This is a genomic window from Calothrix sp. CBUCES-K 9914, assembly GCF_059640475.1.
The window spans coordinates 1-13,749 of sequence record NZ_JBXXZH010000046.1 but is presented as its reverse complement, the minus strand read 5'-3'; the positions used below and the strand labels follow the sequence as shown (position 1 = coordinate 13,749).

Sequence of the window (13,749 nt, the reverse complement as noted above, 5' to 3'; positions counted from 1 at the left end):
GTTTACGTCTGAGTTGAAAGTCAATACTTAGTATTTTCATCATATCCAACCATGAACAATATTACAATCAAGTTCTCTCATATCTGCGCCGAAACACCCAAGCACACATTCGGCGCCCGCGTAGCAATAAAAAGTAATTGTGATTCGAGTAAATGGATAATAGGAAGGGTTACTGGACTAAGGCTTGATGAAGACTATATTTGGAATTACACCATTATGCTTGACTATCCACAAGGCTACTGTGAAGAGGTGGCAGAGGATGAGTTGGCTAGCGAAGATGAATTAATGCGTTTAAGTAAGTCGGCGCCGAAATTAGTCGCTGTGTAAAATTTTGTAAGATTGTAGTCCCCCACTACCATCCGCGTGGAAGGGGGGATTATGTCTATGCATATATTTACCTTAAACCTTGTTCATGTAGTAAAATATCTGCCCAGGCGCCATAATCTTTAACAAGTTGTGGAATTGGCTGTTTATGATAATCAATAAACATATTTCTATATAATAGCCAATATTTTGAATAGACTATGTTTACTCGCAGTCGTCGCAACTTAGCTTACTTATTCGCTCTGTCAATGGGGAGTATCCTTGTTGTCTTTGCTGGGGTTGCTTATTATTTTGGGGTTCAGCAGCAGCTAAAAGCATTTGATGATAGTTTATTCAATAGAGCAAAGAATCTTGTCAATAAACCGCTTGACAACGGCGCCAATCAAGATAATCTGGAGAACCCTCTACCCACTAATGGAGATTTAACTTATATACGATTGTATAATAACCAGCGTCAATTAATTCAGTACCGAGGCGCCGCATCCGACCTGATATTAACTGCATCTCCAGGTTTTAAAACTATATATATAGCTCAAACAAAGCAGCGTCTAAGAGAAGTCACATTAACTGTTCGCCAAAATAAATATCAAGATAAATATATAGTCATCGGGTATGTACAGGTAGCCACCCCATTAACTTCGCTTGAAGAGACGCTAAACTTGTATAGGTTATTTCTGGCTATCGGTTTACCCATAACTTTTATCATTATTGGAATAACAGGTTGGTTCCTTGGAGGACTGGCAATGCAACCAACTCGTCGAGCTTACGACCAATTACAGCGTTTTACCGCCGATGCTTCTCATGAACTGCGGGCGCCTATTGCTGCTATGTTAAGTAATGCACAAGTAGCGCTGATGCCACCATACGATGAAACCGAACAGCGATTTAGGTTAGAGAATATCACAAAAACAGCCAAGTCGATGAGTAGCTTAGTTGGTAATTTACTATTCTTATCACGACACGAAGGCGCCCTTAATTTAGCAACATTACCGAATGTAAACCTTGTCGAACTACTAAAAACACTGGCTTTTGAATATCAGCAGCAAACAAACCATTCTAATTTTACCGTGCAACTTCCAGAAAAGCCTGTATATATAAAAGCTGATGCTGATTTGCTCAAACAAGCTGTTATTAACCTGCTCGATAATGCTTTTAAATATACTCCCACTGATAAAAGTGTAGAGTTAAGACTATTACTTCAAAAACACGGCGCCGTTATTCAAGTTAAAGATGATGGTGTTGGTATTCCAAGCGAAGACTTGCCACATATATTCGAGCGATTTTACCGCGTAGATAAAGCACGGACAAGAAACTCAGGAGGATTTGGCTTAGGGTTAGCTATTGTTAAACAAATAGTACAAGCACACCAAGGACACATAAGTGTAAATAGCGTTTTAGGACAGGGATCAACTTTTCAGATTCAATTACCACTTTTGTAGGGTGCGTGACGCTACGAAAAAATTTCAACGTAGTTATAGGACTAGTAGCGTCACGCACCCTACGATTATCTTAAAACAGATGCTGACATTTTTTTGTCATATTTAACTTACACACTATATGTATAACAAGCACTGACAACTCTCTATGTCCGTAAAACCACAAAAAAAATCATGGCTAAAGGTTGTACTGACAACAACATTATTACTGACACCTGCTGCTTGTGCGGTTCAAAACGTTACAACGGCACAGCAACCAGCAGTTAAACAAAGAACTCAAAATCAAACTTATAATCAAGCTTATACAGATGTACAAAATTTAATTAACATCGGGCCGCGCGTTGCTGGTACTCCAACTAACGAGAAGGCAAGCGCTTATATAGAGCAACAGTATCGCAAAGCTGGTTACAGAACCAGGATTCAAAATTTTACCTATACAAAATTTAGAGATGCAGGTTCCAGTTTAACGGTAGATGGGACAACTATCAAAGCAAGTGCGTTTAAAGGTTCGGCGCCTGGTAAGCTATCAGGTAGATTGGTATCAGTACCCAACTTTGGACGTACAAGCGATTTTGCTAGAGTTAACGTACTAAGAGCAATTGCAATAGTTAAACGTGGAGAAATTCGGTTTAGCGAAAAAGTTAGCAATGCAGTCAATGCTGGTGCAGTTGGGGTAATTATAGTCAATAACAAACCGGGTAGCCTTTCTTACGGTACGCTGACCCAAGAATCAAAAATACCTGTTTTGGGAATATCGGGTGATGATGGTGATAAATTAATTGCACGTACACAAACGGCACCGCTAAATGTCAACCTAGATGCAAATGGTCGAAATATAGAGCTAGCAGGGCGTAATGTCATCGCTTATCAAGAAGGTGTTACGCAACCCAAAGTCATACTGGGTGGTCATTTTGACTCAGTGGAAGGTGCCCCAGGAGCAAATGATAATGCTTCGGGAACAGCAGTCGTGCTTGATATTGCGCGCAAAGTGTCTGGAACACCGCTCGCGCGTCAAGCTTGGTTTATTGCTTTTGATGGAGAGGAAGACGGGTTGCATGGTTCGCGCGCTTTTGTTGAGAATGCAACTCCACAGTTCCTTAGCGAACTAAAAGGCATGATGAACTTTGATATGGTTGGAGTAAACGACAAATTGCTAGTTGGTGGTAGTTCAGAATTAACCAAAATAGCACAAGTTGTTGAACCGAAAGCTGAGTTATTTGGCGCCAGCTACGCAAACGGCGCCAGTGACCATGCTCCTTTTGCTGCCAAAGGTGTACCTATTCTGTTTTTCTATCGAGGTATGGAGCCAAACTACCATACACCGAATGATAAAACCGTTGATCCAAAATTGCTTGATGAAACTACTCAGGCTGGTTTGGATATTTTCAAACGCTTAGTTACTAATTAATACTTTACTTACTTACTCACACTAGGATACTTGCAATGTCTTTTACTGCTAATAAAAGTACAATAGCTACCATTACTTTATTGACATTTGGAGCAATAGCTGCTTTTGCTGGGCCGCAAGTTGTTCCAGCTTTAACACAACAGCCTTACGCCGACACTTCAGCGCTTCCAGTTGCAGGTGATGATAATTTTATTGCTGCTGCAGTTGAGCGAACTGGACCCGCCGTTGTACGTATTGATTCTTCACGCACTTTTACTAGTTCAAATAGCTTTGACAGTACACGAGTAGCGCGCGGTACAGGTTCCGGGTTTATATTTAGACGTGATGGCTTAATTCTTACGAATGCTCATGTAGTCGATGGCGCCGACCGAGTAACGGTAACTCTTAAAGATGGGCGCCGATATCCAGGTCGAGTCTTGGGAGAAGACCGACGTATGGATGTAGCAGTTATAGAAATTCAAGCTTCAAATTTACCTGTTGTTAACATAGGTAACTCAGACAGACTTAAACCGGGTGAGTGGGCAATAGCAATAGGCAACCCACTAGGTTTAGATAATACTGTTACAGTTGGAATTGTTAGCGGTACTGGTCGAACTAGTCGTGATATCGGCGCCCGTGGTCGTAATGTGAACTTCATCCAAACCGATGCTGCTATTAACCCAGGCAACTCTGGGGGACCACTTTTAAACCAACGCGGACAAGTTATTGGTATCAACACCGCAATAATTCAAGGCGCCCAAGGTTTAGGTTTTGCCATCCCCATCAACCAAGCACAGCAAATAGCAAACCAATTAATATCACAAGCAAGTTAATGTAACAAATAATTTAAATCGTAGGATAGGTGTCTCGCCTGTCCCCCCGCCTGTATATATTTTCAAAATAGTTGAGTCATAGACGTAAGTTGCAAATAAGTCTCTAAGTCTTGTGCTGCCTCTGAATCTTTTGCTAAAGCAGTAAAAGCAATTGCTCGATTTTGATACAAGTCGGCAGTTTCAGGTGATAGTGCAATCGCTTGATTTAAATCATCTAAGGCTTCTTGATGGCGCCCAGCTTCGTAGTGGAGGATAGCACGATTTGCAAGAACAAATGGCTGATTGCTATCAATAGCTAACGCTGTACTATAATCTGCTAACGATTTATTGACTTCACCTAACATTTCTAATACTTGGGCACGTGCTACTAATACCGAGAATTCATTAGGCTGCAAATCAAGAGCATAGGAATAAGCATCTACTGCTTTTTGAAATTCACCTAAATGCCGATAACACTGCCCAACATTTGCCCAAACTTCTGGATAAGGTGCGCTTAACTCAATGGCTTTTAGATAATCAGATAAAGCATTTTCTTTTTGACCCATCTTAAAATGTAAGTTACCTCGTAAGTTGTAATATTCAGAGTAATTTGGGTCAATTGCCATTGCAGCAGTAAAGTAATTAATAGCTTCTGTATAATTGCCAGTAAAATCATAAACTTGAGCAATATTAAAAAGTAAGACCGAGCGATAAAGGAGATGTTCGTCTGGCTGAATAAAAGTGTTAACTTGCTCATAACACCACTGACAAAGGTCGATAGCTTCTTGGTATCTACCTTGACGGTAACGAATTAATGCCAAGCCATTACGATTAAAACTTGTATGAAAAATTTTTAAGTCGGATGGCATATTGCTACAAGCTAATTCTTTTAAACCCCGTTCTATGTATAATTCTGCTGCTTCAATATCTCTTTCTTTCAACTCACGAATGTATAACATTGCCATCATAAAACAGCCCCTAAATAAATTGTCAGGGTTATTTGTTCGCTGCATGGCTTGTTCCATTACATCTAATGCTTTCAGAGGTTTATCCAACGCGACGTAGCTAGTGTATAACATTGAATCAATTAACCAGCGTTTTTCCAAGTCTTGAGGACAATAACGCTCTAACTGTACTAATGCATCCAGAGCAAAACTTAACCCTTCTTCATAAAAACCTTTTCTATTATAGATTGTGGCTGCTTTAATTTGATATTTCAAAGCTTTGAAAGGCTCGTTAGTATCGAGTAAATATTTAATCAATCTTGGTAAATGAATCTCTTGCTCAATTAGGTCATTCTTCAACTGTTCTTCAAGCTCAACAGCTATTGCCATTTGTCCAGAAATTTCTGATTCTTCAGTAATGGGTAAATTAAGGCTAACGTGTTGCAAACAATCTTGATTAAACTTACCGATAACATCTTTTAGTGCTACAGTTGTTATAGTGGGAGAAACTGTAACTATCAAAGTTAAGTTCAACTTTTGCGCGCGACGACGCATCAATTGAGCAAAAAATATTCTTAGCAAACCACTAGATAAATCATAGTTATCGCAAGCAATAATCAATTTTGAAGTTTGGCAACGTTCAAACCAAGCAGTAAGAAAATCAATAATACCGTGGATAACCCGCAATGCTCGGTCTGCGGGGTAATTGCGAATTTGCTCTTGTTCGATAGCAATATCTGTTAAGTTTGGATAACGCGCGGATATAGTACGCCGTAATGCTGGCAAAACTCTAGTTAACTCGTAATCATACTTTACAATTAAATCAGGTGCTTGTACTTGAACTTGGGGAATTATAGCGGTTAATAAATCATTTAAGCCAGCCCAAGGACCGCCAATTCTATCGCAATTCAACAATAAAGCTTTCGTTCCAACAACATCATGAGCTTCTTGAAGACATTGCTGTAAGAATTGATAACGGCGTTCACCTGACGCTGCTTTCAATACTATTACCTGACCAACTTCTTGAAGCAAGTGTTGAGTCTTGTTAATCGAGTCAATACTTAAAATCATACAATTTTACCTATTTTATGCACGAAAACTACGAATCCAAAGTCCAAGACCAATTAATTGAGGTACGCAAGCAAGTGATATTAGAAAAAGTGCGTCAATAAATGCGTAAGGATTAGCGAAAAAACCAGCATTTAAAACTACAAATAGTTTTATGCAGTAGTGCCACATTAAAGGCAATGTAATAAAAATTAAAGATGCCAGTGCTATAGTTCTCCCTACTAACCATAAAACAGCATATAAGCGAATTACAACTCTTTCTTTTGCAGGGATATGAGATTGGTCAACTCGACGCACTCTACGAATTAGCCAACTGACTTGATTACGAATAAATACTTCAGTATCTTTCATCAAGTTTTTACAGCGTAAGAAATTAGCAATCACATAATATAAATCTGTACGCATGAAGAAATAACACTGCCATAACAAACCTAACAAGTAGTTTAATAACACCGCGCGACTCAGTTGATAAACTACTGAAGACATAATAATCCAGCCATGTTTTTGAGCAAACAATACGAGTGTAATAATAGCTGCAAATACTATATCTAAAAGCGGGCCAGCTAGAAATGGAAGATAACGCTGCTTTCTGTTAACGCTCCAAATACCAGTCATGTCTGTTTCCGCAACTAGCATCCACATACGGTTACTAATACCTATGCGACAAGAAACACCAAGTGCGCGCGCTGCTACCAAGTGAGCCATTTCATGTAGAAATATTACTATACAATCGATAACAGCTAACCCTACAATCATTAAGGTAGTATTTTCAGGAAAATAATAAGCTTCCCAACTGGGAATAAGCGTAGGGTCTTTAAAAATAACAAGAAGTGTTAAAGCGCAGAGAATACAACAACCAATTAAAACTGGACGGCTAAATAATTTTTGAGCAAGTGATTGAGGAAAGTTAGCAAAGTGGTAATTTATTTTTGCAGTCGGATATGCTGATGGTTTGAGTGTAGATGTTAAAACATTATAGTTTGCTTCCGATTCAAATAAAATCTTTACAAAACCTTTACTTTCAAGGATATGGAGTAAATCCTCAATATCAGGCAACTCACCATACTTTTCTTGATAAATTAATTGACTTTCGCCAACTGTCTTTCCCAATGCCAAATAATCTAGTATTTCTACAGCATCAAATGGTAATATTAAAAAAGAATTTGTTTCTAAACGCCCGATAACAACTTCTTCACCATCAATTTGCCTGCTAAACGGGTAAACCGCAACCAGAGAATCGCTCGTACATCTCATTAATATTCTTCCAAATTAGTGAAAACCGCTACTGTTAAAGTAGCGATTTTATATAAAATTGCAAAAATCAATGTATAAACAAATCAAACGTGAGTCAGATGTTTTTATAATTAACAGACTCGGCAACAGCAACTACCGTAAGTTGATGGTCGCGTTGTTTTAAGAGTTTCAGCTTCACGGATGACAAATTTCTTCATCTGCTTTAGCTCTGGTTTATCTGTAGTCTTCATAAATTTAATCTCCTAGATTGTAAATTGATAGAAGACTTGAATTAGCCTTCTACTAACTTATATGGAGTGTTTTTAAGTTTATGCACAGTACATAAGTATTTTTTTGATTATTATTCGGGCTTATCTATAAGATATCCATCTAGTCACTACTCACTGGCGCCTGTAACATCATTAAAAGTAATGCCTAAGTTTTGCATGATATCCTTAATTGCCTGAAGTGCTTCCTCACTGGTATCATGATGAACAAGGATACTGCCTGTTTTATCGTTGTACTCGACACTATCAACAAAAGGTGGCGCCTGTAAATTTTCAACAATACGCTCCATTTCTTCTTGGTTACGATCTTCAGAATATATTCTAAATCTGGTTCGTCCAGGAGTGCTACTTACTACTTGTGTGTGATGTTGAGACATGATAATTTTGCTGATTGCTATATTAATGCGCTTAATTAAATAATAATGCGTTTAACAATGAGTAGATGTAACAGATAATTGGTCTGTTACATCAGTTAAAATTATGAGACTTTAAAACGTTCGGTAATACGTTTCATTGCTTCCTCTACATTCGCGCGGCTATTAAATGCAGAAATTCGGAAGTACCCTTCACCTGCGGCGCCAAAACCTGAGCCAGGTGTTCCGACAACGTTACAGGTGTGCAGCAGTTTGTCGAAGAAGTCCCAGCTAGATAAGTTATTTGGTGTTTTGACCCAAACGTAAGGGGCATTTACACCACCGTATACAGAAATGCCAGCTTCGGTAAGTTTCTCACGGATGATAAGGGCATTTTCCATGTAGAAGTCTATCAAAGCTTTGGTTTGCGCTTTACCCTCATCTGAGTAAACTGCCTCGGCGCCGCGTTGCACTATATAGGAAACTCCATTAAATTTGGTAGACTGGCGCCTGTTCCACAGTTTCCATATTTCCACATCGGAACCGTCGGCAGCTTTTCCTATTAGCGTTTTGGGTACAACTGTCAAAGCACATCGAGTTCCAGTAAAACCAGCATTTTTAGAGAAAGACCGAAATTCTATGGCACAGTCACGGGCGCCTTCAATTTCGTAGATAGAATGAGGAATATTCGGGTCGCTAATAAACGCTTCGTAAGCTGCATCAAAGAAAATTATCGAACCGTTCCTGAGCGCATACTCAACCCAAGCTTTTAGGTGTTCCTTACTCGCAGTGGCGCCTGTAGGATTATTAGGAAAACAAAGGTAAATTAAATCAACTTTCTGCGAAGGTATTTGGGCAGTAAAGTTATTATCAGCAGAAATAGGTAAATACACTAAACCGTCATATTCACCTTTTTCATTCACATCCCCCGTATGTCCTGCCATGACGTTTGTATCCACATATACAGGGTATACAGGGTCTGTCACCGCGATAGTATTGTTATTCCCGAAGATATCTAGAATATTACCGCAGTCACATTTAGAACCGTCGGAAATAAATATCTCCGAAGCGTCAACATCACACCTGCGCGCTTGGAAGTCGTGCTGGGCAATTTTTTCTCGTAACCAAGCATACCCCTGTTCTGGACCATACCCTTTAAAATCTTCTCGGTTCCCCATGTCCTCAACTGCCTTTATCATCGCAGTTCGACAAGCTTCAGGTAAGGGTTCCGTAACGTCACCAATTCCTAACCGTATAATTTTAGCTGACTCATTTGCTTGTGCAAACGCATTCACCCGACGCGCGATTTCTGGAAACAGATACCCAGCTTTGAGTTTGAGGTAGTTATCGTTGATTGTTGCCATTTCGTTGGATAGCTAAGACACCTAAGAAACTTAGTTTACCGCGCTTCGCAATCCTATGCTTATCAACTTTTTAGTATGTTCAAAGCAGAATAGCTTTTCTAGTTTTGCCCAGAGCGCTTCTGTTCTGGGTTTGTGACGTGTAGTAGCAATTTGAGCAAAGTGTTCGCGATTTTTTTCTTCCCTGCGTTAATTTGTTCGTCTGTAAGATTAAACTTATCACGAATCAATTTTGGTGAGTAGCTAGCTTTTAGAAAATCCATAACATCGTAAACAGTGATACGGCTGCCTGCTATACTTAACCCACGTTATGTCATAATTATTAATGGTTGACCAGTGGATGCTAATGACATAATTTGCACGTTTTGTTACAGTTTTCTCTTATATTAACAGAAAACCAGGCTTTGTAGTACAAATTATAGCGTGCATGTAAGTTATTCACAATGTTAATGTAACTTAGCTTTCTGTCCTGTTTTATACACGTAAGCCGTGAAATTTATTTTAACTCTATTGGTATAAGTAATGAAGAAATACTTAAAAGTGGTAGTTTTAATCTCTACTGTAATTGCCAGTTCAATTTTAGTACCTCAAGCTTTAGCTAGCTTTAATGGGAAATTATCAGTGCGTGTTGATGGAATCAAAAGTCTAAAAGGACAGATTTGTCTAAATGTTTTTGCCAATAGTAAAGGGTTTCCTGATAATGGCAAATTTGCGGTGGTTTCCCAATGTGTAAAAGTTACAGAAACTTCTCAAACAGTTACTTTTGCTAATTTGAAAGCAGGAACTTATGCTGTTACCGTAATTCATGATACCATTGGTAATGGCGCCCTCAAGCGCAATCCTCTTGGCATCCCCACAGGAGGTTTTGGTTTTTCCAACAACCCAGTCATACGTTTTGGTCCACCCAAATTCGGTGATTCGACTGTATTTGTTGCAGGACTAAACACAAATATCCAAATTCAATTGCAATATTTACTTGGTGGTTGATTCAGATTATCCACGCAGAGCAAATTATATTACCACCCGGAATATAATAGATCAAAAAAGGAGGTGCAGTAATGCCGCAAGTCGTAATTGTAGGGGCAGGTCCAACTGGCGCCACGCTGGCTTTACTTTTAGTCAAACGTGGCATTACTGTGTCGTTAGTCGAAGCAGCTACAGACTTTCATCGAGTATTTCGCGGTGAAGGGTTAATGCCAAGTGGTTTAGACGCCCTCAAACAAATGGGTTTATCTGAGATACTACAGCAAATACCACACCGCTCATTTGATGCTTGGGAAGTGATATTAGGCAAAAAAACACTTTTTCGTGTTGCTGAACCGATGGAGCCTAACTTTCCACCATGTACATTAGTATCACAACCACCTTTACTTACAGCTTTAATTGAACAAGCTCAAACATATTCAGAGTTTGAGTTTATTCAAGGAGTTCCAGTTAAAGATTTATTGCGGGTTGATAACCGGGTTGCAGGTGTCAAGCTTGGAGATGGTAGAGATATTTTTGCTGATATTACAATTGGGGCAGATGGTCGTAACTCTGTTATACGTCAACGCGCGGGTTTGCATCTAGAGAAACAACCCAAAGATATAGATATTCTCTGGTTTAAACTTGCCGATAGTCCGAAATTTGTATCCGAGAATATATTTTACGCCGTTTCCAACGGAGATAGAAGCTTTGGTCTTTTTCACGGCGCCGAAGAAGGTAAGCTACATTTGTCTTGGATATTGTTTTCATCCGACTCAATCGATCAAAATCCTGAACAATGGGCACCTATATTTGCTTCAGTCGCCCCATCTTGGATGGCTGAACATATTTTAACCCATGCAGATACTATCTCTAGACCAATCAAACTATCTGTTGTTATTGGTCGTTGTCCTTCTTGGTACGCACCTGGTGTAATACTCTTAGGTGATGCTGCACATCCAATGTCACCTATCCGCGCGCAAGGTATAAATGTTGCATTACGTGATGTCATTGTCACTGCTAATCATCTTGTACCGTTATTACAAGCAAAAGCTACAGGTGCCAACATTGATGCAGCACTTACTAACATTCAAGCCGAACGGGAACCAGAAATTATTCGCGCGCAGCAATTACAATCTGAAGAAGCAGACCAAGCAGAAATTTTGCGGAAGTATAGTTTTTTACGTCCAATCATGTTTATGGGCGCCCGCTTGTTGCGTCGAAAAATTCGCCGCGACTGGGTAAAACGTCAGCATGAGATGCGTGTCGGTGTTACTCAAGTTAGTTTAAAAGTGTAACGTAACCCTGTACTCATTTTGGATATTTGATATCAATCGCAAGGCAATGTAACAGAAATACTTTTAATTACACAGTGAATCTAGAAAAAATAGGTTAAAATTCTTATTTGTATTACCTACTAAAAAGTATTTTATCAGGATGTACGCTGAATTTTTGTCGGCAATACGGTCTAATCATCTGCCGATGTTATTAGACAAGGTAATCGAATTTTGTCCTTCAGTCGCTTCTGATGTATCTGTTGCAGAGGCTATTAGTTTTATATATCAAGATGCGCCGAAACAAACGCACGTTAATGCAGTAGTTTTAAATAACTCCATTCCTATAGGGCTATTAACAGATATAGATATAGTTAATTTAATAGCAGCAGGGAAAAATTTAGAATTTGTAAGGGTTGCAGATACGGTAACTCAACCTTTGGTAACACTGTCACGCGCGCAAATCAAAAATGTTAGTTGTATATTAGATAAATTTGATCATCAAACTGATTATCTGCTGATACTAGATGAAAATGCAGAAATAGAGGGGTTAATTAGTAAAACAAGTATTATTCCAGCTTTAAAAGATATTTTGCTCGAACAAGAAAATTACAGTATGATTATGCAGAGTATTTGTAATACTGTAAGTGATGGTATATTTGTATATTACATAGAAGCAAGGCGCCTTGTTGAAGCAAATCTTGCAAGCTGTAAAATGCATGGTTGTTCATACGAGGAATTACTTGCTACTCCGATGACTCAGTATATACATGAGAGTTCGCATGGTGTTTTTGCTGAGTTCATTGAGATGGTCAAGACGGGACAAAAATACTATAATACAGTTACTGGTATGCGTAAAGATGGTAGCGCATTTGATGGTGAAGTTAGAGGAGCGCAAATTAACTACAACGGTAAAATTTTTGCTGTAGCTGCTGTGAAAGATATAAGTACTCACAGGTGTTTAGAAATAGCTTTGCAAAAATTAGAGCTAAGAACAGAGGAGTTAGCTCGCGCGACTCGTATGAAAGACGAGTTTCTTGCAAATATGGGTCACGAGCTACGTACACCTCTAAATGCAGTTTTAGGTTTATCAGAAGGTTTGCTCGATGAAGTTTATGCGCCTTTGACGATAAAACAAAAAAAGGCAGTATCAAGTATTAAGACATGTGGGCAGCACCTTTTAGAATTAATTAATGATATCTTAGATTTAGCAAAGATTGAGTCTGGTCAGCTAGAAATAAATAAAAGTTTAGTAAATATCAATACTTTATGTAGTTCGATTTGGTGTTTTATTAAACAGCAAGCAAGTCAGAAAAGAATTGATTTATCGTTCAAAATCGCTCCAAATATAGATAAAATTTGGATTGATGAACTACGTATACGCCAGGTTTTAATCAATCTTTTAAGCAATGCTGTAAAATTTACATTAAATGGTGGAAGCGTCAAGCTTGTTGTTGATACTGATAAATTAAAAAAACAAATTTATTTTAGAGTTGATGATACTGGTATTGGAATAGATGATAGTAATCTGAGTAAATTGTTTCAACCATTCATGCAGATTGAGAGTTCGCTGTCTCGCAAATACTCTGGCACAGGTTTGGGGTTAGCTTTAGTACAAAAAATCACGCACATGCATGATGGTATCGTTACAGTTTCTAGCGAAGTAGGTAAGGGAAGTTCGTTCACTGTTATCCTACCTTATATTAATACTCATAATTTAAACACTAATGATTCTATCCAACCTCTAATCCCCAATATCGTGGTTGAGAATACCAGTAATGTTGATTCAAATATATCTTTAAATCGACCCTTAATTTTAATTGTAGATGATAATGCTACAAACGCTGAGTTAATAAGTGAATTTCTCATAAAAGTAGCTTATCAAACAATAGTTGTGTGCGATGGCTTAGAAGCTATTCAGCTAGCGAAACTGTATAAACCTCAGCTAATCATTATGGATGTCCAAATGCCACAACTTGATGGTTTGACTGCTATACAGCGTATACGAGAAGTGCCCGAACTTTCTCAAATTCCGATTATTGCTTTAACTGCACTGTCAATTGAGGATAAACAGCCGGCGCCTCAGAATTCCGGCTCTTGCGTACTTAACGTGCTAAAATATTAGAATATTTATTCAGCGTTTAAGTAAAATTAATTATGAAAAGAGTCCTTACTCAACTATTAAATTTATCTGACGTAGTGGTAGAATCAAGTCTACAAGAGGGTTCCGTCTTAATTTTATCAGTAAGTAAAAAGACTAAAAGCGCAGTATGCCCGGATTGCGGTAAAAAGTCCGAACATCTACAT

At 38.6% G+C, this 13,749-nt stretch carries 12 protein-coding genes; 7 read left to right on the top strand and 5 right to left on the bottom strand.

The features are described 5' to 3' along the window. Positions 1–51 precede the first annotated feature (51 nt). The 4 genes from AC2JBO_RS13050 to AC2JBO_RS13035 all read left to right on the top strand — a co-directional run bounded on the left by AC2JBO_RS13050 (position 52) and on the right by AC2JBO_RS13035 (position 3,980). Positions 52–327 carry a hypothetical protein gene (locus AC2JBO_RS13050; RefSeq protein WP_496954086.1) on the top strand — a complete coding sequence of 92 codons (276 nt, stop codon included), beginning with the start codon at positions 52–54 and terminating at the stop codon, positions 325–327. Positions 328–524: 197 nt separating this feature from the next. Continuing rightward, positions 525–1,763: a sensor histidine kinase gene (locus AC2JBO_RS13045; protein WP_496954085.1), complete on the top strand. Its 1,239-nt coding sequence runs from the start codon at positions 525–527 to the stop codon at positions 1,761–1,763. Between the two features lie 145 nt (positions 1,764–1,908). Continuing rightward, a complete protein-coding gene (locus AC2JBO_RS13040; RefSeq protein ID WP_496954084.1) occupies positions 1,909–3,168 on the top strand; it encodes a M28 family peptidase in 1,260 nt (419 codons plus the stop codon). Positions 3,169–3,203: 35 nt separating this feature from the next. Further along, entirely contained in the window at positions 3,204–3,980 is a 777-nt protein-coding gene (locus tag AC2JBO_RS13035) for a trypsin-like peptidase domain-containing protein (protein ID WP_496954083.1), read from the top strand. Positions 3,981–4,042: 62 nt separating this feature from the next. Here AC2JBO_RS13035 and AC2JBO_RS13030 read toward each other — a convergent pair whose 3' ends face one another. The 5 genes from AC2JBO_RS13030 to AC2JBO_RS13010 all read right to left on the bottom strand — a co-directional run bounded on the left by AC2JBO_RS13030 (position 4,043) and on the right by AC2JBO_RS13010 (position 9,468). Further along, on the bottom strand, positions 4,043–5,974 hold the full coding sequence (locus tag AC2JBO_RS13030; RefSeq protein ID WP_496954082.1) for a tetratricopeptide repeat protein: 1,932 nt from the start codon (positions 5,972–5,974) through the stop codon (positions 4,043–4,045). 15 nt (positions 5,975–5,989) lie between these two features. Then, entirely contained in the window at positions 5,990–7,225 is a 1,236-nt protein-coding gene (locus tag AC2JBO_RS13025; RefSeq protein WP_496954081.1) for a site-2 protease family protein, read from the bottom strand. 376 nt (positions 7,226–7,601) lie between these two features. Continuing rightward, positions 7,602–7,868, bottom strand: a complete 267-nt coding sequence (locus tag AC2JBO_RS13020; protein ID WP_496954080.1) for an HMA2 domain-containing protein — start codon at positions 7,866–7,868, stop codon at positions 7,602–7,604. A 101-nt stretch (positions 7,869–7,969) separates the two neighbouring features. Then, positions 7,970–9,208, bottom strand: a complete 1,239-nt coding sequence (locus tag AC2JBO_RS13015; RefSeq protein WP_496954079.1) for an LL-diaminopimelate aminotransferase — start codon at positions 9,206–9,208, stop codon at positions 7,970–7,972. 98 nt (positions 9,209–9,306) lie between these two features. Continuing rightward, on the bottom strand, positions 9,307–9,468 hold the full coding sequence (locus AC2JBO_RS13010; protein WP_496954078.1) for a hypothetical protein: 162 nt from the start codon (positions 9,466–9,468) through the stop codon (positions 9,307–9,309). 259 nt (positions 9,469–9,727) lie between these two features. Here AC2JBO_RS13010 and AC2JBO_RS13005 point away from each other — a divergent pair, with 259 nt between their 5' ends. From AC2JBO_RS13005 to AC2JBO_RS12995, 3 genes are all read left to right on the top strand, one after another. Beyond that, a complete protein-coding gene (locus AC2JBO_RS13005) occupies positions 9,728–10,192 on the top strand; it encodes a DUF2141 domain-containing protein (protein ID WP_496954077.1) in 465 nt (154 codons plus the stop codon). A 71-nt stretch (positions 10,193–10,263) separates the two neighbouring features. After that, on the top strand, positions 10,264–11,466 hold the full coding sequence (locus tag AC2JBO_RS13000) for an FAD-dependent monooxygenase (protein ID WP_496954076.1): 1,203 nt from the start codon (positions 10,264–10,266) through the stop codon (positions 11,464–11,466). 139 nt (positions 11,467–11,605) lie between these two features. Beyond that, complete coding sequence (locus AC2JBO_RS12995; RefSeq protein ID WP_496954075.1) at positions 11,606–13,567, top strand: ATP-binding protein; 1,962 nt, start codon at positions 11,606–11,608, stop codon at positions 13,565–13,567. Positions 13,568–13,749 lie beyond the last annotated feature (182 nt).

Bases quoted from the DNA above. Each gene is read 5' to 3' on its own strand.
- AC2JBO_RS13050 (WP_496954086.1), top strand. From the start codon at position 52: ATGAACAATATTACAATCAAGTTCTCTCATATCTGCGCCGAAACACCC.
- AC2JBO_RS13045 (WP_496954085.1), top strand. From the start codon at position 525: ATGTTTACTCGCAGTCGTCGCAACTTAGCTTACTTATTCGCTCTGTCA.
- AC2JBO_RS13040 (WP_496954084.1), top strand. From the start codon at position 1,909: ATGTCCGTAAAACCACAAAAAAAATCATGGCTAAAGGTTGTACTGACA.
- AC2JBO_RS13035 (WP_496954083.1), top strand. From the start codon at position 3,204: ATGTCTTTTACTGCTAATAAAAGTACAATAGCTACCATTACTTTATTG.
- AC2JBO_RS13030 (WP_496954082.1), bottom strand. From the start codon at position 5,974: ATGATTTTAAGTATTGACTCGATTAACAAGACTCAACACTTGCTTCAA.
- AC2JBO_RS13025 (WP_496954081.1), bottom strand. From the start codon at position 7,225: ATGAGATGTACGAGCGATTCTCTGGTTGCGGTTTACCCGTTTAGCAGG.
- AC2JBO_RS13020 (WP_496954080.1), bottom strand. From the start codon at position 7,868: ATGTCTCAACATCACACACAAGTAGTAAGTAGCACTCCTGGACGAACC.
- AC2JBO_RS13015 (WP_496954079.1), bottom strand. From the start codon at position 9,208: ATGGCAACAATCAACGATAACTACCTCAAACTCAAAGCTGGGTATCTG.
- AC2JBO_RS13010 (WP_496954078.1), bottom strand. From the start codon at position 9,468: ATGGATTTTCTAAAAGCTAGCTACTCACCAAAATTGATTCGTGATAAG.
- AC2JBO_RS13005 (WP_496954077.1), top strand. From the start codon at position 9,728: ATGAAGAAATACTTAAAAGTGGTAGTTTTAATCTCTACTGTAATTGCC.
- AC2JBO_RS13000 (WP_496954076.1), top strand. From the start codon at position 10,264: ATGCCGCAAGTCGTAATTGTAGGGGCAGGTCCAACTGGCGCCACGCTG.
- AC2JBO_RS12995 (WP_496954075.1), top strand. From the start codon at position 11,606: ATGTACGCTGAATTTTTGTCGGCAATACGGTCTAATCATCTGCCGATG.